The organism is Mycoplasmopsis agassizii, assembly GCF_002276225.1.
Taxonomy (GTDB): Bacteria; Bacillota_I; Bacilli_A; order Mycoplasmatales; family Metamycoplasmataceae; genus Mycoplasmopsis_B; species Mycoplasmopsis_B agassizii_A.
The window spans coordinates 92,237-113,857 of the sequence record NZ_NQNY01000001.1 but is presented as its reverse complement, the minus strand read 5'-3'; the positions used below and the strand labels follow the sequence as shown (position 1 = coordinate 113,857).

Here is a 21,621-nt window from a genome sequence, read left to right as displayed (position 1 = left end):
TAAGTATTTTTTTCCAAAATACTATAATATGGTTGCGACATTAAACTAAGTCGCAAAACTATTAAACTTTTACTATTTACAACTTTAAAACAAGTAATTATAAGATTACAATTAACCGTAATGTAGTAAATATTAAAAGTGAGAAAGTGAATTTTTATTTTAAAAATTCAACTAAAGAAGAGAAAGGATAAAAGCATAGTATTCAATTATGAAAATAACTAAAAAGAAATTATTGCTACTAGCAATGGCTAGTACAACACTTTTAGTATTACCTATTTCACATGTATCATGTAAGTCAACAACTGATGGTGATCTATTAATTAAAAATACATTTATAGTTGATGGCAAAAGAATCCAATATGCTGCATTTAATAATTTATTACCTAAATACATCTCAACTAAAAACGAATGAAGTAGTAAAGATTATTTAAAAACTAAATCTGATGTTATTAATTCTGTTGCTAAGCTTTACAGTGTTTTAGGTTGATGAAGAGTTAATTTTACTAAGAACATAACTAACTATAAAAACCCTAAAGCCTTATTTGTTACTCAAGGTTTTGAAGAAGGACTTCAGGCTATTTTTGCTCATTATACAAAAGAGTGATTTTCAGAAAACACGCTTTTAATAGATTATGGTGGACTTATAGGAACAGAAACCACTAATCATGGTGACACACTTTTAATTGAAAATAAAAAGGCATTTTCAGTTGACAAAATAGTTGTTAAAGATCAGCAAATTGATTTAGTTTATAAAGAGCCTGCAATTAAATACGAAAGCGATCGTTATTTTCCAATTCTAATAGAAATGAAAAATAAAGATTTTGATCTAAAACCAAATCTAACTTATCATGTAACTAAAAAATGAGATACAAATGTTGAAGAAATAAAACTAGAAGATAGAGAAGTTAATGCTTTTGCTTATCTTAATTTAGGTTTAGCTAGTTCATATTTAAAAAATGAATATAATGATTGAAATAAGATTAAAAGAGAATTCAAACATTATAACGAAGTTAAAAGAATAACTGAATTACCTTATGATGCATCAAAAATAGTTACTACTAAAAAAGATTTTGATCTTTTAATCAGTACTTATCATGATCATTATGAAGCTAAAGAAAAATCATTAAATCAAAAAAGGGGGTTATCTAATACTGTAGTTAATAATATGAAACAACTATTCGATCGTTTCTTTTTTAAGAATAATGTTTTACTAGTTGTTTCCTTATCAGAGTGAGTTAGAAAAAGAATTAAAAGTGATAGTGATTATGCAAAAGACTATCACGCTAATTTAAAGGGTAATATTTTAGAGATTACCTTTTATGAGCCTGAAAAAGATGAAGCTAACAAAAACCAAAATGTATTTGGTTTTTCAAATAAACCTGAATTTGTCAGAGAAGAGAAATTTTATAATGCAATTGATTTAAATAAAAATAATGATGGATCAAATGCTTGAGTATTTTTTGCAATTGATAGAAATAAGGTTAAAAACATTGACTCATTAAAAGCAAATATTTTGCTTAAACAATATAAAAATTACACTGAGTAATCTGATTATAAAAATGTTGTTGAACTAGTTGATAAATCAGCAAGTTTGTTTTTTTAAAAATAAGATCTATTAATATTTTGAAATTGAATTAGTCAGTTGCTCATCAATTTTTTAGTGTTCAAAAAAATAATTTATTTTTAATTAAATTTGCTTTTTTTGACAAAAGAATATGATATGGGTGTAGTTGCCAACTGTCACTACAAAACTATAAAAAATTAATATTTCAATAATAATTGGAAAGAATCAATAATGGCAAAAGCTATTTTAAGTATTGCTAATATAGTTAGTACATCTGTATTACCAATTCAAACTGTTTCAACTGTGCAAACAGAAAAAGCCAATAACCATTTACAAAACTATAATTTTGAAAATTTATTAAAAATTACTAGAAATGGTTACGATGAGAATTTAAGACTTTCAAAATTAAATAAGTCAGTCGAAGTTCTTGTTAGAATTAAAGATCATGTTGATTTTAGTGAATATGAGAAAACCCAAGATATTTCTCCTATCACTAAACAATATATTTTACAAAATCAAAATTTTGTAAATTTGTTAGAGGGATCACTATTGGATCTTTCCTTTTATACAATCAGTAAGACAACCCCTTACATTAACTTTGTTTTTAAAAACAGAGAAAATTTAGAAAATAATTTACTATTACTTGCAAACAAAGAAAATTCTATATCAATTAATTCATATGAAGATACAGATATAAAACAACAAGCCAAAATGATTCAAGCAGAATCTTCAAAATTAGATTTTCAATATAACTATGATGTTTCTACATTTGAGAAACAATTTGAAGTAGTCGGTGCCTTGGAGCAACGAAAAAAGGATGCTTTATTTAAAAAATTATTAAAAGAAAAATTAATCAATACTGAAATTAAAAAAATTAAATTTGGTATTTATGAAGCAAGTGGTAGTGTATCAAAAAACAATACTTTATTTAATGAACAAAATATTCATTACTACAGAGAAGGATCAAGAGATCAATATAACATTATTCAAGGAAATAATGCAGATAATGTTTTATCTGTAAAAAATGGTGTAGATACATTTGTAAGCGATATATATAGCGTTTATATCTACAAAGATGATGCAGAATGACAAAATATTGTAGATAGAAACGCTGTCATGTCTCAACAAATAGCAAAGTTTGATTGATTAATATCATCAGGTGTTAAAGTTATAAATAACAGTTGAGAACAAAATATCACGAGAAATAGTGCAGAGAAAAATAATTATGGATATGATGAGAATGCTTATTATTATGATTTTATAGCTAGAAAATATGGAATAATAAATGTTTTTCATTCTGGAACCTCACGTAACAAAGGTGACTATGTGATAACACTAGGTAAACTTTCACATAATAGTGTTATTGTAGGTTCTTCTAATTTAAAAGGTGACAAAATTAGTGATTTCTCAGAATATAGAACTTTGGACAAAAATATGATAACTAAACCTTTAATTGTTGCCCCAGGCGAAGACTATTATTTGGAATCTTTTAAAAGTGAGAACGGAACTATAAGTTCGGGTTTAACAGGGGGTGCTCATTATTCTGCTGCCCTTGTTAGCGGGTTAATAACTATGCTACTTAGAAATAACAACAATCTTGTAGGCAGACCCGAAGCCATTTTAACAATTTTAACTGCTGGTTCACGAAAAATTGAAGGTTATGGACCAAATAACCCTAATAGTTTAAATAATCAAGTGGGTGCTGGGTTAGTGAATTATGAACTAATGCAAAAAGCAGCTAATAATATTCAAAATATAAATGTTAGTGAAAGTAATAGAAAGCAAGAAATTGCTTTGCCAAATTTAGAAGGAGGACAAACACTATCCATTTCTACTGCGTGATTGTTTGATGCAGGATATTCAGAAAACCGTGAATATAGACCAATATTACCAGAATCACTTGGTGAAAAACCAAAATGAGACAAAAGATGGGATAGCATGGTTAGTACCTCAACATATTCATCATACACTCAGCACATGTATAACATATATGATGGACTTCATGCTCAAAAAATGAAGGAATGAAATAAGAAATGAAGCGTGTATAAACCAGCACTGGATGCTCAAAAAATTTTCGATAAAAATCATTCCAGATATGCTAACGGAAGATATGAAAGTGAATGAAAGTCAATTGAGTATCTTAAAGAAAAGTATGGGAAAAATTGGTATATACCAACTGATATAGATCTTAAGGTTGAGAAACTAAACGAATCAAAAGGGGAATGAGAAATTGTAGGTAATTCAGCTTCTTATACAAGCAATGTTGAGTTTATAAGGATAAAAATTAAAGAAACCGGAAAATATAGAGCAGTTATTAGACAATATGGACCAACAAGGGGTGAAACTAGTACAAAAGGTGTAATGACTTATGTCATTGACTAGTAAAAAGTTATTATTCATTGTTTCTGCAAGTTCATTACTTTTATCTGCATTACTAGCCATTAGTTGTTCAAATTTGGATGAAAATGATTTTTTTGAAGCAAACTTTTTTAATACAATAATGATTCCTCAATCAATTGACTATGGTAGAAAAAAATTGATGTAGGGGTTTTTGATTCTGAAATAATTTCTGAAATATATGATGAAGATATTAATAAATTGGAACCAGTATTACTAGAGACAAACGATCAACTAAAAGAATTTGTTGAAAAATGAAAACAATTAATTTTAAAAAATTTTGATAAAAAACAAAAATTTTTTAGTTCACCTTTGACAGTAAGAAATAAAATAGAAAATAAATTGGAAAAAGCAATCAATTCATTCAATAAAAATTACGACACAGATTTTTTTAAAAAAAACATAATTATAATTGATTATGGTGGACAAATTCGACCACTAGGAAAAGATAAAAAAATGGACTCAAATTCAACTTTCACAATTAATAATTTACATAAAATAAAAGTTGAAGGCAATCAAATTACTTTAGAGTATTTTAGTGAAAAAGATTTTTTTCTTAAAAGTGAAGAATATGCTCAACCATATTCTGCTATTTATTCATTGGATAGAACAATGTTTGGTTTAAATTCAGATAATTATGTAATTAAAAAACAACTGAAAAAACCAAAAACGGAAACTCAAACTTCATCAAGATTTTTAGATTATTTTTCATACATCACGCAAGATCTTTCAAGGTTTGAAGATATAGAAAACACACTTTGGGATAAAAAAACTCTCGAAGGGCCTGCAAAATTTGCAACAATTATTATAAAGTCTAAATCAGAGCTCAAAAATCTTTTAGAAAAATATAGTCAGTCATTTGAAAAGAAATTTTCTAAAAATTTTCTTGTGAAAATCTCAGGTAAAATAATTAAAGATTTTTCAGATAATTATTTCGAAGATAATGTTTTAGTCTTGCTTTCTGGTTTTCGTTGGCCGGGTAATGTTTCCTTGTTTTCTAATACTATTGAATTGTCTTATGATGTTAGTATAGTTGAAAACAATTTGAAGTTTACTGTTTTCTTTTTCAATATTCCTATGACATTGCCTCCAGACAAAGCAGATGAGAGTGAAGCTTATTATGGTTATAAATCTAATAAAAATTTGAATGGTGTTGCAAACAGGACTAATGAATCACACACACAATTTTTAAAACTTCCCAAAAGATTAATTAAGGATTTAGATAAAATAAAAGCAACGCTTGAACTTAAGGAACGAGCCTAAAAATCTACTTTTTGTTCATAAATTTTTATATATATTTAAAACGAAAGATATTTATTAAACTAGCAAAAATAAATTCTGAGCAGTGAAATAAATGCTCAGAATTTTTAGTTCATAATTAAGCAATAAACATTATATTTTATACTTTTTAAAATTTTGATTTGCTAGATACTTAAAACTAGTTAAAAACTATTTTTTACAGGTTTTTCTATTTAAGCAATATTTTTGTATAATTTAAAAAAAGCATTAGCTGTAGAAAGATTGTTGAATCATTTTGAATAACAATGTTAGCAATTTTGAAAAAATCAATAAAGATATAGCCATCAAGGTAAGTAATCTCAACTTTAAATACGGTCATTCAGATGACCTTGTTTTGAATGACATTAATTTTGAAATTAAAGCAGGCGAATTTGTTGTTTTTGTAGGTAATAACGGAAGTGGAAAATCAACTGTTGCTAAATTACTTGCAGGAGTTTTGAAACAACAAGATGGAATAATTGAAATCTTTGGCAACGAAGTTAACAAAGATAATAAACGTATTTTTCAGAAAATAGTTGGGATTATTTTTGATAACCCTGATTATCAACTAATTGGGGCAACTGTTAAAGATGACATTATTTTTGGATTAGAAAACTATAATATTGAACCAAATTTAATGGATGATATTTCAGCAAAAGCGCTTAAAAAAGTTGACTTAGAAGACTATGCAAATTTTGAAACTTCAAAATTAAGTGGCGGACAAAAGCAAAAAGCAGCACTTGCTACAATACTAGCAAATGACCCTGAAATAATTATTTTTGATGAAGCAATGTCTATGCTTGATGAAGTAAGTAGAAAACAGATTCAGATTTTTGTTGAAGAACTTAGAAACGAAAAACATCGAACAATTATTACAATTTCTCACGACATGGAAGACTTACGCAAAGCAGATAAAATTTTTGTTTTCAATAATTCAAGATTAGTCAAAATTGCAACCTATGATGAATTAATTGAAAACCCTGAAATCTTATTAAGCAATAACTTGAAACTGCCCTTTTCTTGTCAGTTATCTTTTGAACTACAAAAACTAGGTGTTAAACTAAAAACTTGTGATCATAATGATCAATCTTTATCAGAGGAATTATGTTCAATTATCAAATAGTTAAAGATAGATATGATTCAAAATTATTTGAAGTAATTCCTGCACTAGAAAAAAAATTAAATTCATTAAATAAGAGTTATTTAGATAAATATAATTTTTATCTAAATAAAATTGAAGTTAATAAAAGGAACCATAAGTATCCTTTATTGGAAGATAAACTTAAAAGTAAAATTACATATTTAATTTATAAATATGAAATTAAGGCAAATAAAATTCTAAATTTTTTAGAATTTAATAATCAGGTACTACGTAATAAAAATTTTAATCAACTTAAAGATAACTGAGTTGAAAGCGATCTACATTTACATAGGACAAACTTTTTTTATTTTGATCAACCTAAAAGACCAAATCATGTTTTAAAAGAAATTGAAACAACTTTTTTAAAAAATAAAACAACAGTTATTTTAGGAAAAACAGGCAGTGGAAAAAGCACTTTGATACAACTTTTAAATGGTTTAAACTATGCAACGACTGGTTACATTAGAAACGGTAATTTTTATTTATTTTCTAATTATAAAAATTTTAATAGTGCTGATTTAAAAGCAAAATTTGGTTTAGTTTTTCAGTTTCCTGATTATCAACTTTTTGCTAATACAATTGAAGAAGAAATTTTAGCAGGTCCAATTGCTTTAAAATTATCTGCAAAAAATAATCATGATTACGCTCACAAATATTTATCAATGGTTAAATTGCCTCTTACGTTTTTAAACCGTTCTCCATTTCAACTTTCATCAGGGCAAAAAAGGAGACTTGCTATTGCTAGTATTTTAGCTAATCAAGTTGAAACATTAATTTTAGATGAACCTAATGTAGGTCTTGATCCTGCAGGTATAGATTGATTAAAAGATCTAATTAAAGAGATGAAAGAAATACAAAAAAAACGAATAATAACAATCACTCATGATATTGATTTTGCACTTGAAATTGCTGATCAAATTAAGGTTGTACATGAATGTAAAATTGCTTATGATGGAGACCCTTTTTCCTTGTTTAGAAATGATCAACTTTTGAGTAAGTTTGAACTATCAAAACCTAATGTAATTAAGTTTCAAGAAAGACTAAAAAAACAAGGAATTGATATCATAAATAATGAAGATCGAAATGTAAAAGATCTAGCAAAAACAATTGCTAATTTTAGTAGAGAGAAATCATAATGCATACATCACATGGATCATATTTAAATGTTGAAACATCGGTTCATCATTTAGATGGAAGAGTAAAAATTTTGCTAGCAATTATGATGATTGTATTTGTATTTTTACCGACAGGTTTATGAGGTTTATTACTTTTATTAGGATTAGTTTTAACTATCTTTTTAATAGCTAAAATACCTTTAAAATTATTTTCAACTGTTTTTAAATTTGTTTTATTTTTTTTAATTTTTGTATTACTAATTAATGGTTTTTTTATCAAGCCTGATTTGACTTTATCGGATACATTAAATCATCAAAATTTAGGTGCCACAATTTATTCAGGTGGTGGTCAATATGGTGGAGTTGAATGATATTCAATTAATACAAAAAGTATTTTAAGAGCACTTTATATTGCTTTAAGAATCGGTTATGTTTTATCCATAATTTTAATACTTACATCAACAACTAAATCATTAACATTAACACTTGCTTTACAAAGTTTATTAAGACCATTAGGTTATTTAAAAATTCCTGTTAAGACAATTAGTTTAATCATTTCTTTAGGTTTACAAAGCATTCCATTACTATCTCAGGAATTTCATAAAGTAATAAAAGCACAAGCTTCTAGAGGGATTGATGTTAAAAGTCATAACATCATAAAAAAAATAAAAGCCTACTCATCAGTGATAATTCCAATGTTTGTTAATGCATTAAAAAGGTCGGAAGATTTATCATTAGCAATGGATGCAAAAGGTTTTGATATTAGAGCAAAACGTAGTACATATCATCGATTTCATCTACATTTAAAAGACATAATTATCTTTTTTATAATCTTCACAATTTTAATTTTGATTACCTTAAATTGATGAAATCAACAATTTGTAGATGTTTCCACATCACTTACAAATTACTTAAATAATCCTAATTATTTAATTTTAAATAAAATTACAAATGACCAATCATTTTTAAGATTCATTTGATTTGTAGATTTTTTAGTTACAAAATAGAAAGGCAGTTATGACATTATTCATATCCTTAAAATATCGTTTAAAGCAAACTAAAGTATCTGCTTTTTTAATTTTATTCTTATTCTTATTTTTTATTTCATTAGGAATTTTGATTTATGGATTATTTTATTTTATGACAGATGGAGAAGTAAATCATGGCGATCATATTGACATCCGTTATGCATTTGTTTGAAGTGAAACATCGCAAATCTTAATTAGTATTGGAGCAATACTTTCGTTCATCTTTTTGATCTTGCACATTGCTTCATGATTAATAATTTATCATCATCAAATTTGATGAGTAAATTATTTAGTTAATCGCTTTTGATATAAAAATATTAATCAAAATAAAAGCAAAGAAAAATTTATTTTAGATAAATCAAAAACGTTTAAAAATAAACATTTTGATTTTATATATTTAAAAGTTGACAAGCTAACTTTTAAAGAAAAAATTAAAAGAGATTTTTTCGCAATTGATAAATTTAATACTAAAAGTGAAACATATAAAATTGCTTTAACTGCTATTTTATTAGGCTTATCAATAGTCTTATCTATTATTGAAATACCGGGAATTATTCTACCTTGAGGTAGTGCTTTAATGATTAGATTATTTGAAACTATGGTTCTCTTAATTGCAATTAAAATGATAGGTAATTTTTATACCTTAATTATTGCAATTGCAAGCCCATGATTACACTTTGCAACACACGCTTTACACTCACCTATAGATGTTGTTTTTTACATGATTAATAACATCTTAATAGTATTTCTTTTTTACTTTATTTACTACGTAATTTTTAAAGCACAAGCAAAGTTTGCTGTCGATAATAGTGAGAGTCAAAACTTACATTTAATTAATGACAAGAAGACAAAAATTAAAAAACTTTTTGCCTTATTAAGTTTTGCAATTATTGCAGCACTACTAGAAGCCCTAGGCTTTTATGGATCATATTTTATAATTACAGGTGATTTTACATCACTTGCTCATAAATTATATTATGATAATGTTTCGGGAAGAGATTTAGTTAATTCCTTAAACGCACTTTATTTTATCTTAACAGTCACAGCTATTTTTGTTGTCAAATATGCTGTTGAAGCAGCAATATTTGTTTTGATTGAAAAGAAAATAATGTTTATAAATAAACAATTTGGATTGGTTTAAAAATGAAAAAAAAATTAATATTAAATACCTTAATTGGTTCATCTATTTTAGGAATTGCAACTGTTGCAATTTCTTGTTCAGGTAATGTTAACCCACCTAACATTACAGATTCTACACTTGCTCAAATCACAGAAATGATTTCAAAAGCAAGTGATGAAAAATTTAAAACATCTGCAGTTGAAAACTCAGCAAAACCACAGGCAGATGCTAAAAAAGCATCATCTGCAAACTTAAATGACTTCATTGTTAATTATGTACTTTGAATCGTTAAAAACCCTTCGCTTTTGACTTTTCAAGATCTTGAAGGTAAAACAGTTGCAACAAACACATTAGTAAAAAACAATAACATCTTAGATAGACATATCGTTACTCAGCATGAAGTTGGAGCAGACTACAGTATTGCTAATTTCTATGACATTGTTAATTCTCCTGCAGAAAGCACAGATTCAACTCATGATCATGATGACGATGATACTAATAGTGTTAGCGATAAAACAGTTGCTTTATATATCTCATATCAAGGCGGTCTATTTTTACGATTAGACTATAAATATGAACGAAATAAAGTTGAAAACTATTCAGTTAACTTAGCAGTAATTAAGTTTCCTAGTGAAGTGCCGGCACAGACTTTTACAAATGCAGCTCACTTTAGACAATCGGGTGAAAAAGGTACTCAGTGAGATGAACTAGTTAAAAAATATGGTAAGCCAGTAACTTATAAAATTACTGGAGTGCAGTAATTTTATAAAAACAAAATCGACTTTAATTTAGCATTTTCAAAAGTGCTAAATTTTTTTATTTTTACTAGTTTTCACTAGTAAAAACACTCCAAGATTTTGCTAGTAATATGGGCTTATCTAATATATAATTTTAATAATGCATATAGACGATTTTACAACTTTTATTTTTGATTTAGATGGAACCCTTTTAAATAAAAAGGGTGAAATTCCAGAAAAAAACTTAGAGATTATTGAAGAGTTAATGGAGCAAAAAAAGCACATTATTTTAGCAACAGGAAGAAGTGTTAACTTAATTAATTCTTATATTGAAGCAACTAAAACTAACATGCCAATTATTTCAGTTAATGGTGCTTTAATTAAATCGCCAAGTACTGGTGAAATAATTTATGAAGATTATATTGATAAAAAAACTGCTAAAGCAATTTACAAATTAGCTCATGAGTTAGGAATTTACATTTGTGTTTACACCAGTAAAGGTGCAATTTTTAATAAAAATCCTAGAGAAACAAGTAACCCTATTTTTATCAGAGAACTTGAGTATATTGACTTAACAAAAGATGCAACAATTGAATATGTTGTTGATGATTTTGATCAACTAGATCAACACGATATTATTAAATTTAACTTATTTGTTGAACAAATAAGTGCTAAAACTTTTTATCTTTTTAGACAAGAATTAGAAAATATGAGTGATGATTTAAATCATTTTTTTAGTTCATTATGAAACTATGAAGTTATGAAAAATTCATCTTCAAAAGGTAAAGGAATTCAGATCTTGCATGATTTAGGAATTATTGATTTAGCAACAACAATTGTTTTTGGAGATGAAACAAATGATATTTCATCAACTCAATCAGGTGCAGTTTTTGTTGCTATGGCAAACTCAAATCCTGAACTTTTAAAGCATACTGAAATAGTAACTAAGAAAACAAATGATGAAGCAGGAATAGCCTATTTCATAAAAAAAGAAATGGAGTCATAATGCTAAAAATAAATGATTTTGATAATTTTGTTTTTGATCTAGATGGAACTCTTTTAAACAAAAAAAGTGAATTAAGTGAACACACAATTAAGGTAATTCAAAAATTAAAAAAACTAAATAAGAACGTAATTATTGCAACTGGAAGAAGTGGACATTTTATTTATAACTTATTAGAACCATTAAAAATAAGTACTCCATTAATTACAATCAATGGTCAACTATTATTAAAAGAAAATAAAATAGATGTTTTGCATGCTTCTAAATTTAATCCTTTTACTTGTGATCTATTAACTAAATTTTTTGAAGAAAATAAAATTTATTCTTTTGTTTATACAACTGATGCAGTTTATTTAGTTAACCCAATTAATAATAAATATTATGATCAAACACACTTACATGCTGAAAGAAAAAAGAATGATTTCATAAGACATAAACATGCAAAGGCAATTTTTGAAATTAAAAAATCATACTCTGAAATTAGCAACGAAAATATTTTGAAATTTGAAATTCCTACTTCATTTGTAAGTTCATCTATTTTAGAAAAATTACAAAGATTTATTGATATGAATGCAACAGATCTTTTACATTTTTTTAGTTCAGCTTCATATTATGAAATTCAATTACAAAATTTTTCTAAGGCAACAGGGTTAGAAAAAATTTGTCAAATTTATAATTTTGACAAATCTAAGACAATTGCTTTTGGTGATGAAACAAACGATATTGAAATGGCTAAAAATGTCAAATTTTTTGTTGCTATGAAAAATGGAAATCCAAAATTAAAAGCAATTGCAAACGATATTAGTCAATTTTCAAACGATGAAGATGGCGTTGCAAAATACATTGAAGAACATTTTGAAATTTAATTAAAAAAGTACGAAAAACCCCTGTTTTAGGGGCTTTTGCTTATTTTTTCAAAATTAAATTAATTTGTTATAATGAAATATAAATGAAAAGATTTTGATATAAACACACTCCAAGTGAGTGAACCACATATAAGAAATATTTCAAGATCGCTTTGCCAATTATTATTGCTGGGTTTATTTTTTCATTAAATAATTTTGTTGATAATTTCATGGTTGGAACAATTCCTGGTGGTGTTTCTTCATTAGCAATTGCTAATACATGAACAGGTATTTTGATTTCTCTTTTTTATGGTGTGTCTTATGCACTAGCTAGCGCATTTGCTCAGTTTTATGGAAAAAGCGATTTTTCTAATGCTAGAAATGTTATCAAAATCAGGATCATAATTATGACTTCTTTAGCTTTAATTTTAGCAACTGCAGCATGAATATTTCCTTCACAAATGATTCTCTTATTTTTACCATCTGCAGAAAGTAGTCCTGAAGTTTTAGAAGGTGGAACACAGTATCTTAGATTAATAGCGGTCTCATGAGTTTTACTTGCGGGTACAACTTTATATTCTCAAGTATTGCGTGAGACAGAAAATGGTAAATGACAATTAATAATTGTTACAGTTCAAATTATTAGTAATATTTCAATCAATGCTATTTTAATTTTTGGAGTAGGTTTTGGCGTTCAAGGTGCAGCAATTGGAACTAGCGTTTAATCTTTAATTGCATTAACTTTTTTATTTACAGTTAGTTATAAAAAGAATAAAAATCTTAATATTAAAATTTGAAGAATTTTTAAAATAAGAAAAATTGCTTGAACAATTTTCTTCAAAAGATTACCTGGTGGTGTCTTTTCTTTCTTAGCTGTTTTTTCAATTTATTTTAGATCCGTTTTTTGAAATTTTAATTATGAAGTTGGACAAGTAGGGGAACCTATTTATGAACTTAGTGCTGCATCTATTTTTGGAATTTCTTTAGCAATTACTTCTATGTTTTTATCTTCATTAGAATCTGTAACTGCAACAGTTGGAATTTTTGTTGGATGAAATCTTGGAAAAAATAAAATTGAAGACGCTAAAAAACATGCTCATCAAATTAAATTATTTAACTGTTTTGTTGGAGTAGGAATCATTCCTTTTATTATTGCTTTTGTAGTTGCTGCACCTTATTTAACTTTTTTAACTTCAGGTGAATATATTAGAGTAAGTAATATCAGAGAATTTAATGGAGTAACAATTAGCGAAACACAAGCTTTAATTAATGCAACAAATGCACAAGCATATATTTTAAAAAATGTTCAATTAAATATTGTTCCTTATGTTCTTTTAACTCCTTTATGATTATGAATTTATACAAGCATTGTTGCTCTTTCACAAGGTAAAAGATCAACAATTGTAGGAATTATTGATGCTGCCATTAATATATTTATGTTAGGTGTACAATTAATTTTATGAGCAATTAATGCTAATGTTTATCGCTTTGAAGTTTGACAAGCATTTTGAATTTTTACACTTGTTGAAATTTCTTTATCATGTATCTATGAAATCCTTTATTACAAAATCAGCTGATCACAAAACATTGTTAACATTCATAAAAAAGACCCAAGAGATGCTGACAATTTAGAGGTTGTAAAATCAAAATAAATTGATTGTTATATAAATAATAAGTTATAATAAATCCTAATTATGAAAAACACCAAAAAGTTTTTGAGGGAGCATTTTCCTGACTCATGAAGTACAACTAAACTTTATACAAAAATTGCAGTTCCAGTCATCATCGCAGCAATCTTATTTGCTCTCAATAATTTTATCGATAACTTTATGGTTACAACAATCGATGGTGGTGTTGCTGCTTTAAGTATTGCTAACGTTTACACTGCACTACTTACTTCAGTTTATGTAGCGATTTCTTTTATATCAGTATCTGCTTTTGCTCAGTTCTATGGTAAAAAGGACTATAAAAAAGCTAGAGACACAATGAAGTTTCGCTTTATGAGTGCTTTTATTTTTGCAGTTATTTGAACAGTGATTGCTTTAATTTTTCCTAGACAACTAGTACAACTAGTAAGCCCGGGCGAACGAGAAGAAGTTGTTGTTTTGGCAATTGAATATATTAGATATATTACAATTGCCTGAGTTTTACTGTCTGCTAGTTTTACTTATGGTTCTGCTTTAAGAGAAATGGGTTATGGAAAGTTACAAATGTATAATTCAATTATCATTTTGGCAACTAATATTATTTTTAACTCAATCTTCATTTTTGCCCTTAATATGGGTGTAGTCGGTGCAGCAGCAGCTAGTGCAATTGCTAGGGTGGTTGCTGTTTTAACTAATTGAGGTGTCATGTTTTGAAAAAACAAACACGTAATCTTTAATCCGATTAGGCTTTTTGTAATTGATAGGCACATTTGACACATTATGAAATTTCGTGTTTTGGGTGGTTTTTTAATAGCAATTAGTCAGATGACAATTAACTTAAGAACTATGCTTTGGAATTATGGCTACCCTGCAGGTTCTGTAGGAAGTGCACAATTTAATTTATCTGCAGCTTCAATTATTGGTATAACTGGTTCTATTACAGCAGTTTTTCTAAGTGCCATCAACTCAATTAATGCTACAACTTCAGTGCTTGTTTCACAAGAACTAGGTAGAAATAATATTGATGTTGCTAAGGTTAACAGTAGACAATTAAAAGGTTATAATTTTGTTTTAGGATTAGTTTCTGCATCCTTATTAGGTTTAATAGTGATAATTCTGCCTTATTTAGGATTTTTAGTAAGGGGTCAAGTAGAAAACCAAAGAACAATTAATGGCGATGTAGCAGCAAACTTAATTCAGACACAGATGCTAAGTGAAATGCAATACACTTTACTACCAATTGTATTTTTAATGCCGACTTGATTGTGATTCATATCATCATCAAACGCAATTCAAAGCGGGAAAAAGAACACGCTACTTTCTTATGTGGATTTCACAGCAAATATTTTACAATTTATATGATTAGTAATTGTAAATGTTGTGCTTGCTAGATTTTTCCCTGATAAACTATGATTAGCAGTTTTAGTTTTTTATCTAAGCGATATTCCAAAAATTTTCCCTTATGAATACGCTTACTATAAATGAAACTGAGCAACCAATATTACTTTAGATGATAAAAAAACAAAAGTTGAAAAACTTAAAAATGAAATTTAAAAAAGGATTTAACTATGAATAGTGATAATTATAATTTTTCAAAAATTGAAAAGAAATGACAGGCTTACTGAGAAAAGGCTAAGCCTTGAAAAGCAGTTGATAATGGTAATAAAAAAATCTATGTTTTAGAAATGTTTTATTACCCTTCTGGTGCAGGAATTCACTTAGGTCACCCTGAAGGTTATACTGCAGGTGACATTATTGCAAGAACAAAAAGATTGCAAGGTTATGATGTTCTACACCCTATGGGTGCAGACTCTTTTGGATTGCCTGCTGAGCAATATGCTTTAAATACAGGTAATCACCCTTCTACCTTTACTGATAAAAATATCGACAATATTAGAAGACAACTTAAAGCATTGGGTTTTTCTTATGATTGAGATCGTGAAGTCAAAACTAGTGATCCTGCATACTATCGCTGAACTCAGTTTATTTTTACAGAACTGTATAAAAAAGGTTTAGCAGAACTAAGAGATACTGAAGTAAATTGATGTGAAGGTCTAGGTACTGTTTTAGCTAATGAAGAAATTATTGTTTTAGAAAATGGTGAAAGAGTTTCCGAAAGAGGTTCATTCCCAGTTACTAATAAGATAATGAAACAATGAGTTTTAAAAATTACTGAATATGCAGATCGCTTGCTAGATCAATTAGATTTACTCCAATGAGAAGATTCAATTAAGAGACTTCAAAGAAACTGAATTGGTCGTGAAGTTGATGAAGATGGTAATAAAACTTTTAAATTAAGAGATTGAATTTTTGCTCGCCAGCGCTATTGAGGAGAGCCTTTCCCAGTGCTTTTTGATGAAGATAACAACGTTCATCTTGTTGATGAACTTGTTGAATTACCTTACATGGAAAACATCAAACCATCAGGAACAGGTGAAGGTCCACTTGCTAATAATAAAGAGTGAATTAGTTTTGAAAAAGATGGTAAAAGATGAAGAAGAGATTCATCAGTTATGCCACAATGAGCTGGATCATGTTGATATTATTTAGCTTACATTTTAAAAAATGATGATGGAACTTATGAACCAATTAATAGTGAAGAAGCTAAAAAAAGATTTAAAAAATGGTTGCCAGTTGATGTTTATATTGGTGGCCAAGAGCACGCAGTTTTACACTTAATTTATTCAAGATTTTGACATTTTGTTTTATATGATATTGGCTTAGTTGATACTCCAGAACCTTATTCAAGATTAATAAATCAAGGAATGATTTTAGGTCCTGATGGAACTAAAATGTCTAAGTCATTAGGTAATGTAATTAGTCCAGATGAAATTGTAAATGAATTTGGAGCAGATACTTTGAGAGTAACAGAAATGTTTATGGGTCCTCTTAGTGAAGACAAATCATGATCACATGAAACGACTAAAGGTGTTTATAAATGATTAGCAAGAGTATACCGTTTGTTTAAAAACTTCCTTTCTGATCCAAGTAAAATTTCAAAAGATTCTTACAGTCAGGATTTAGAAAATAAATACAATTTATTTATCAAAGATGTGACATCAGATATTGAACAAATTAAATTTAATTTAGCAATTAGTAAGATGATGGTTTTTGTAAATGAACTATATAAACTAGACAAAATTTACGATAGAAATATCTTAAAAGATTTTGCAATTATACTATCTACTTTTGCTCCACATTTAGGTGAAGAATTATTAGAATTATTAGGTGAAAAAACTGTTGAATTTCAAGTTTGACCTGAATATGATGAAAACAAAATTTTAGGTCAAAAAATTAAATATCCAGTTCATATAAATAACAAATTAAAAGTTGTTATTGAAGTGGATAATAATTCAACTAAAGACCATGTAATTCAAACAGCACTTGAGCAACCTGAAATTAAGTTAGCAATTGCAAATAAAAAAATTAAGAAAGAAATTTTTGTCGAAGGCAAAACAGTTAATTTTCTTGTTTAAGTAAAATAATTTGTAAAATATAAATTACTATGATAGCAACTAGAACAGATGTAATAAATGATCAAATAAATCAGCAATTTAATTATTCATTAAGTTGGGGTTTATTTTCTATTAGTATTCTGGGTTTAGTGGCTATTTTATTTTGACCAATTTTATTTTATTTTATAACTATTTTTTTAAGTGAAAGAAACAACAAAATTTTAAAAAAATCAGAGTTTTTGAGTTTTAAAAAATCGCACTATAAGTCCCTAAAAATGGACGTTTTAATCAAATTATGTGTTTTTATTTCTTTATCATCAATCTCATTATTTGTAACCTGAATTATGCCATTGGTGGCTTCATTTAATGCTAATGTTTATATTTCATTAACAGGACATTATTCAACTGTTGGATATATTGCAATTGGTATCTACGGTTTTTCGGCATTATTTTATTCTTTAATTTCTTTTATAAATTTAAGAAAGTTTTTTGAAAATTCAATTGACTATTCAGATGAAGTTGTTAAAGATGTAATTAGAAAATTAGCAAATCATTTGAAGTCACTTGCACTTGCAGATAAAACAATTAAAGCTGATGAAATTACATATATTGAATATATTAATTTTTGTAAAGAAGCCAAAACTAATCAAGAAAAATATGATAGATTATTAAATGTATACTTCAAGTTTACTAAAAAACATAACAAAAAAATGGATATAGAAACGGAAAGAAAATTTCTGATTGCTTTAATTAAAGAGTCTAATTTCAATTAATTTTTTTAAAACAAATTTGCAATTAAAAAAAGTAAACAAAAAGCAGGATTTTGTCCTGCTTTTTTAATTCATAGTTTTAATAAATATCTTTTAGTTTAAAGTTATTAATTTCTTCTTTTATAAATTCATAAGTTTGATTTATGTTTTGCACTTTTGCAACTTTTATGATTGTTAAATAATTCATTAAAGTTGTAATTGCTAAGTCCTGCTTTGCAAAAATTTCACGATGATATTTAAAATAAATAACTAAGTTATGTTGAATGAAATCAGACAATTTTTTATGTTCTTCATCAACTGTAATTGCATCATCAACTAGTGCAGAAATCTTAAATGGATTAACTTCAACCTCAGTTGCCTTTTTAATAAACTGATCAAGATCTTTTATTTCTTTTAATTCAGGTTTTAATTTATTTCTAACTTCTCCATTCTCATTTGCTTTTTTAAAAACTTCTTCGTATTTAATTTCCATTTGTTTTTTAGCAACATCTGATAAAGAAAAAACAGGGCTTTTAACTAATCATTCAACGAAGTTGTATGACCAATGAAAATTATCAAAAATCTTTAATTCAAATTTAGATAAATCTTCAATAAATCTTTCTAAATTTTCAATTGTTTTGTATTGATCTTTAATTTCTTTTTCATCTCATAATTGTTCAATTGATGATCTTCATAAAATATTTTTTATCTTAGTAATTTCAACAGTTACAATAACATCGTGATTTAAAAAGTTGTCACTTTGATCTCATCCATATAAAATTTTTCTAGCTGAAAATTCTATTTTGTCACCAACTTTTTTACCTTTGAGTTTTTTAAATTCATCATTATTAATGACACCTAAACCAACTACAAAAGTATCGATAGTCTGAACATTTTCAAGTTCTTTTTTAGTCTTAGAACTAAAAGTTAATTTAATTTCTAAGACTCTACCAATCTTATCAACTTTAGTAGTTTCACCTGTTTCAAACGGTTTTAGATCTTGACCAACTAACAGTGTATTTCTAATTTTTAAGTTCTTATCCACTTTTAAATCCTGAATAAATTTAAAGTTAAATTTATTAGGATAGTTTCTAATGCGTTCTAAATTTGGACCTTGTAAGTAGTAAATATTTAGAGTAAAAAAATAGCCATCATTTTTAAGTTCAAATTTCATTAGGTCATTTCTGACAATCGCAATTTTCTTTTCTCTAGCTCTTTTTAAAATTCCCTCTCAAACTGAACCAACAATGCGATCGATAAATTCTCTTTCTTCATCAAGCTCTTTATATTTTTCTTCTTCTTGTTTTTGCTTTTTAATAATTGCCATTACTGATTCATATAAAGGTCTTGGCGTATTAAAATTAACCTCTCAAAAACCATCTTTTTCTTCAATTTTATAAAGTGGGTTGTGTAAGTTGTGAATGTTTTCCATAGTACTCCTAATTTAAATATCTTTCTATATGATACTTAATAACTTTTTATTTTATAGGATAAATGCATTAAAAATAAAGCCCTTTTCTGATTTAAGAGAAAAGGGTTTCAGGGTTCAGTTTAAATATTTTTTAAGTGCTTTTCTAAACGTCTTAATAAGTCATCAGTTGTAATGATTTCATTAGCAATGTAACGATAATTGATTAAAGCTGCGTGGTAGCCATCACCTTCGGGTGCTTGTGGTCCTGCTGTTGCATCTTTAACCACAACAACTTCAAAACCTTGCTCCACTAAATCTCTTAGATGTGATTCAACACAAAGATTTGCTGCCATACCTGCTAATATAATTGTATTAATCTTTCGCTTACGAAGTTGTAAAACTACATCATTAGTTTGAGGACCAAAGATTTTGTGTGGACTAGCAACAGTAGTTAATTCACGTGAGTTAATATATTTTTTATATTGTGGCAATCAGTCAGCACCTGATTCATGAATGATTTCGCTATGCGCACCTGCTTTTTTATAAAACATTTTTGTATCATGCATAAAATGTTCTCCTGGTCCACCATATGCTCATTTATAATCATGATCATAATAATAGTGAGGACTAATAATTACGTTTAGATTGTACTTCTCAGCTGCTTGGAACAACCTATCTAAATTTCTTACTGTACCAACAGTTTTTAGGTTTTCTCCAATCACAGGTCACATAACACCTTTTTCAGATAAGAAATCAATTTGTGGATCAATGATCACAAAGGCAGTTGATTTTTTATTAAATTTAACTTTATCGTGCTTTAAACCGTAGACTGGTTCTAAGTATTTATCTATATTCATAATAGACTCCTTTTTCATTTTAGTAATAATATTATTACTAAAAAATTAGTTTTTTGACTAAAAAAAGCCAAAAAAGCAACTTTTTAAACATATTTTCATAAATAAGGGCATATTTTTAAAAAAATAAAAACTAAATGGATACTACCAAGATGGCAGCCCATTTAGTTTAAATTGTAGAAATGATTAATCTCGAGAAGTTCTAGAAGCGATTTTAATGGTTCACTCATTAAGATCGAAATCACTTAATTCGTTTTTATCGACAGGCACTAGTCAAGATGTAGATTTTCTAGGACCAGTGTAAACATAAGGTTTAATGTCTAGTGTTTTAGTTACGAAAAAAGAATCAGGAACAGTAACATATGAAAATTTTAAGGTAATTGTTTTTGTTTCTTTATTGATTTTATAGTCACTGAGTTGTACACCTGTATCAACCTTGACATACGCTTTATATTTTTCTGCATAATAAGAGTCAGCATTTTCAATAAATCTTGTCAGATCCTTGATAAATAAATAATTATTATTTTCTAAGTTAAGTTTATCTTTAATCAAATCAAAAGTAACATATGAATTTCACGGTTTCAGCTTTTCAATTTGCTCTTCAGTCAGATTTGAATCAACTTTTTCTTTAATGAATTGAGAAAATTTTTCTTTTTCTTGTTCACTAACTCTCAATTGTGTTTTTAAAGATTCTTCATCACTAACAAGACTAATAGTTTTAAACTGCTTATCGCTATTTGTTTGATCATCTAGTGATTTTGAAGTTTCCAGCATTGAAGTCTTACCAATTTCTTCTTCAATTGCTTTTAAGTTATCAACCTTAAAGAAAACTTCACGACTGATTACAGATGGCAGTTCTTGTATTTTTCCACTTTCTAATTGTTTAATAATTCTTTCAGAGCGTTTAGACATAAGAGATTTTTCTGCATCAATTCCATAAACTTCTGAAATAACATTTATTTGTTGATTATCGCTTTCTAATCATCAATAGTCAGAAAAAGTAAATTGATTATAACCAGCCATTTTTAATTGAACAACTGTTTTTTCATTTTCTAATGTTTTCTCTCTGATGTCGGTACCTTGGCCTTCTGCTTTTAAACGCCGATCTTCAGGTGTAAGTTTTACGTTATCTTCATTAATAGATTTACAAGCAATTGCTGAAAAGGTAGCTAATGATAAAATAGTTATTCCAGAAAAAAATAAGATTTTTTTGAACTTTGATTTAATTGCGCTTAAATTTATCATATAACTCCTTTTATTCATTTACATAATATTTTT

Annotated in this window: 19 protein-coding genes; 16 read left to right on the top strand and 3 right to left on the bottom strand. The window is 27.2% G+C overall.

Translation table 4 applies throughout. The features are described 5' to 3' along the window. Positions 1–208 precede the first annotated feature (208 nt). The 16 genes from CJJ23_RS00470 (at position 209) to CJJ23_RS00400 (ending at position 18,102) form a co-directional block, all read left to right on the top strand. The gene (locus tag CJJ23_RS00470; protein ID WP_095334461.1) at positions 209–1,546 is read left to right on the top strand and encodes a hypothetical protein; all 1,338 of its coding nucleotides are present in this window, start codon (positions 209–211) and stop codon (positions 1,544–1,546) included. Between the two features lie 249 nt (positions 1,547–1,795). After that, positions 1,796–3,946 carry a S8 family serine peptidase gene (locus CJJ23_RS00465; RefSeq protein ID WP_095334460.1) on the top strand — a complete coding sequence of 717 codons (2,151 nt, stop codon included), beginning with the start codon at positions 1,796–1,798 and terminating at the stop codon, positions 3,944–3,946. Further along, the gene (locus CJJ23_RS05010) at positions 3,933–4,109 is read left to right on the top strand and encodes a hypothetical protein (RefSeq protein ID WP_180737992.1); all 177 of its coding nucleotides are present in this window, start codon (positions 3,933–3,935) and stop codon (positions 4,107–4,109) included. Before CJJ23_RS00465 ends, CJJ23_RS05010 begins: the two co-directional genes overlap by 14 nt. Before the next feature lie 53 nt (positions 4,110–4,162). Beyond that, the gene (locus tag CJJ23_RS00460) at positions 4,163–5,224 is read left to right on the top strand and encodes a hypothetical protein (RefSeq protein ID WP_095334459.1); all 1,062 of its coding nucleotides are present in this window, start codon (positions 4,163–4,165) and stop codon (positions 5,222–5,224) included. A 271-nt stretch (positions 5,225–5,495) separates the two neighbouring features. Continuing rightward, positions 5,496–6,362, top strand: coding sequence for an ATP-binding cassette domain-containing protein (locus tag CJJ23_RS00455; protein WP_180737991.1), 867 nt, complete (start codon positions 5,496–5,498; stop codon positions 6,360–6,362). Next, a complete protein-coding gene (locus CJJ23_RS00450) occupies positions 6,344–7,516 on the top strand; it encodes an ATP-binding cassette domain-containing protein (protein WP_095334457.1) in 1,173 nt (390 codons plus the stop codon). The genes CJJ23_RS00455 and CJJ23_RS00450 overlap by 19 nt, the downstream gene beginning before the upstream one ends. Then, positions 7,516–8,502, top strand: coding sequence for an energy-coupling factor transporter transmembrane component T family protein (locus tag CJJ23_RS00445; RefSeq protein WP_095334456.1), 987 nt, complete (start codon positions 7,516–7,518; stop codon positions 8,500–8,502). Before CJJ23_RS00450 ends, CJJ23_RS00445 begins: the two co-directional genes overlap by 1 nt. 10 nt (positions 8,503–8,512) lie before the next feature. Next, positions 8,513–9,664 (top strand): MPN160 family protein, encoded by a 1,152-nt coding sequence (locus CJJ23_RS00440; protein ID WP_095334455.1) that lies wholly within the window; start codon positions 8,513–8,515, stop codon positions 9,662–9,664. 2 nt (positions 9,665–9,666) lie between these two features. Next, positions 9,667–10,404, top strand: a complete 738-nt coding sequence (locus CJJ23_RS00435) for a hypothetical protein (protein ID WP_095334454.1) — start codon at positions 9,667–9,669, stop codon at positions 10,402–10,404. A gap of 136 nt (positions 10,405–10,540) precedes the next feature. Next, positions 10,541–11,386, top strand: coding sequence for an HAD family hydrolase (locus tag CJJ23_RS00430; protein ID WP_095334453.1), 846 nt, complete (start codon positions 10,541–10,543; stop codon positions 11,384–11,386). Next, positions 11,386–12,249: an HAD family hydrolase gene (locus CJJ23_RS00425; protein WP_095334452.1), complete on the top strand. Its 864-nt coding sequence runs from the start codon at positions 11,386–11,388 to the stop codon at positions 12,247–12,249. The genes CJJ23_RS00430 and CJJ23_RS00425 overlap by 1 nt, the downstream gene beginning before the upstream one ends. A gap of 83 nt (positions 12,250–12,332) precedes the next feature. After that, positions 12,333–12,953: an MATE family efflux transporter gene (locus tag CJJ23_RS00420; RefSeq protein WP_095334451.1), complete on the top strand. Its 621-nt coding sequence runs from the start codon at positions 12,333–12,335 to the stop codon at positions 12,951–12,953. A gap of 273 nt (positions 12,954–13,226) precedes the next feature. Next, positions 13,227–13,880, top strand: coding sequence for a hypothetical protein (locus CJJ23_RS00415; RefSeq protein WP_095334450.1), 654 nt, complete (start codon positions 13,227–13,229; stop codon positions 13,878–13,880). Positions 13,881–13,922: 42 nt separating this feature from the next. Then, on the top strand, positions 13,923–15,428 hold the full coding sequence (locus CJJ23_RS00410; RefSeq protein WP_095334449.1) for an MATE family efflux transporter: 1,506 nt from the start codon (positions 13,923–13,925) through the stop codon (positions 15,426–15,428). A 14-nt stretch (positions 15,429–15,442) separates the two neighbouring features. Next, positions 15,443–17,350 carry a class I tRNA ligase family protein gene (locus tag CJJ23_RS00405; RefSeq protein ID WP_095334448.1) on the top strand — a complete coding sequence of 636 codons (1,908 nt, stop codon included), beginning with the start codon at positions 15,443–15,445 and terminating at the stop codon, positions 17,348–17,350. Between the two features lie 254 nt (positions 17,351–17,604). Then, positions 17,605–18,102 carry a hypothetical protein gene (locus CJJ23_RS00400; protein WP_143823595.1) on the top strand — a complete coding sequence of 166 codons (498 nt, stop codon included), beginning with the start codon at positions 17,605–17,607 and terminating at the stop codon, positions 18,100–18,102. Between the two features lie 76 nt (positions 18,103–18,178). On the opposite strand, the gene CJJ23_RS00395 is transcribed toward CJJ23_RS00400, so the two are convergent. From CJJ23_RS00395 to CJJ23_RS00385, 3 genes are all read right to left on the bottom strand, one after another. Beyond that, positions 18,179–19,510 (bottom strand): hypothetical protein, encoded by a 1,332-nt coding sequence (locus tag CJJ23_RS00395; RefSeq protein WP_095334446.1) that lies wholly within the window; start codon positions 19,508–19,510, stop codon positions 18,179–18,181. 119 nt (positions 19,511–19,629) lie between these two features. Then, positions 19,630–20,346 (bottom strand): cysteine hydrolase, encoded by a 717-nt coding sequence (locus CJJ23_RS00390; protein WP_200807533.1) that lies wholly within the window; start codon positions 20,344–20,346, stop codon positions 19,630–19,632. A gap of 183 nt (positions 20,347–20,529) precedes the next feature. Further along, positions 20,530–21,588 carry a hypothetical protein gene (locus tag CJJ23_RS00385; protein WP_095334445.1) on the bottom strand — a complete coding sequence of 353 codons (1,059 nt, stop codon included), beginning with the start codon at positions 21,586–21,588 and terminating at the stop codon, positions 20,530–20,532. Positions 21,589–21,621: the final 33 nt, after the last annotated feature.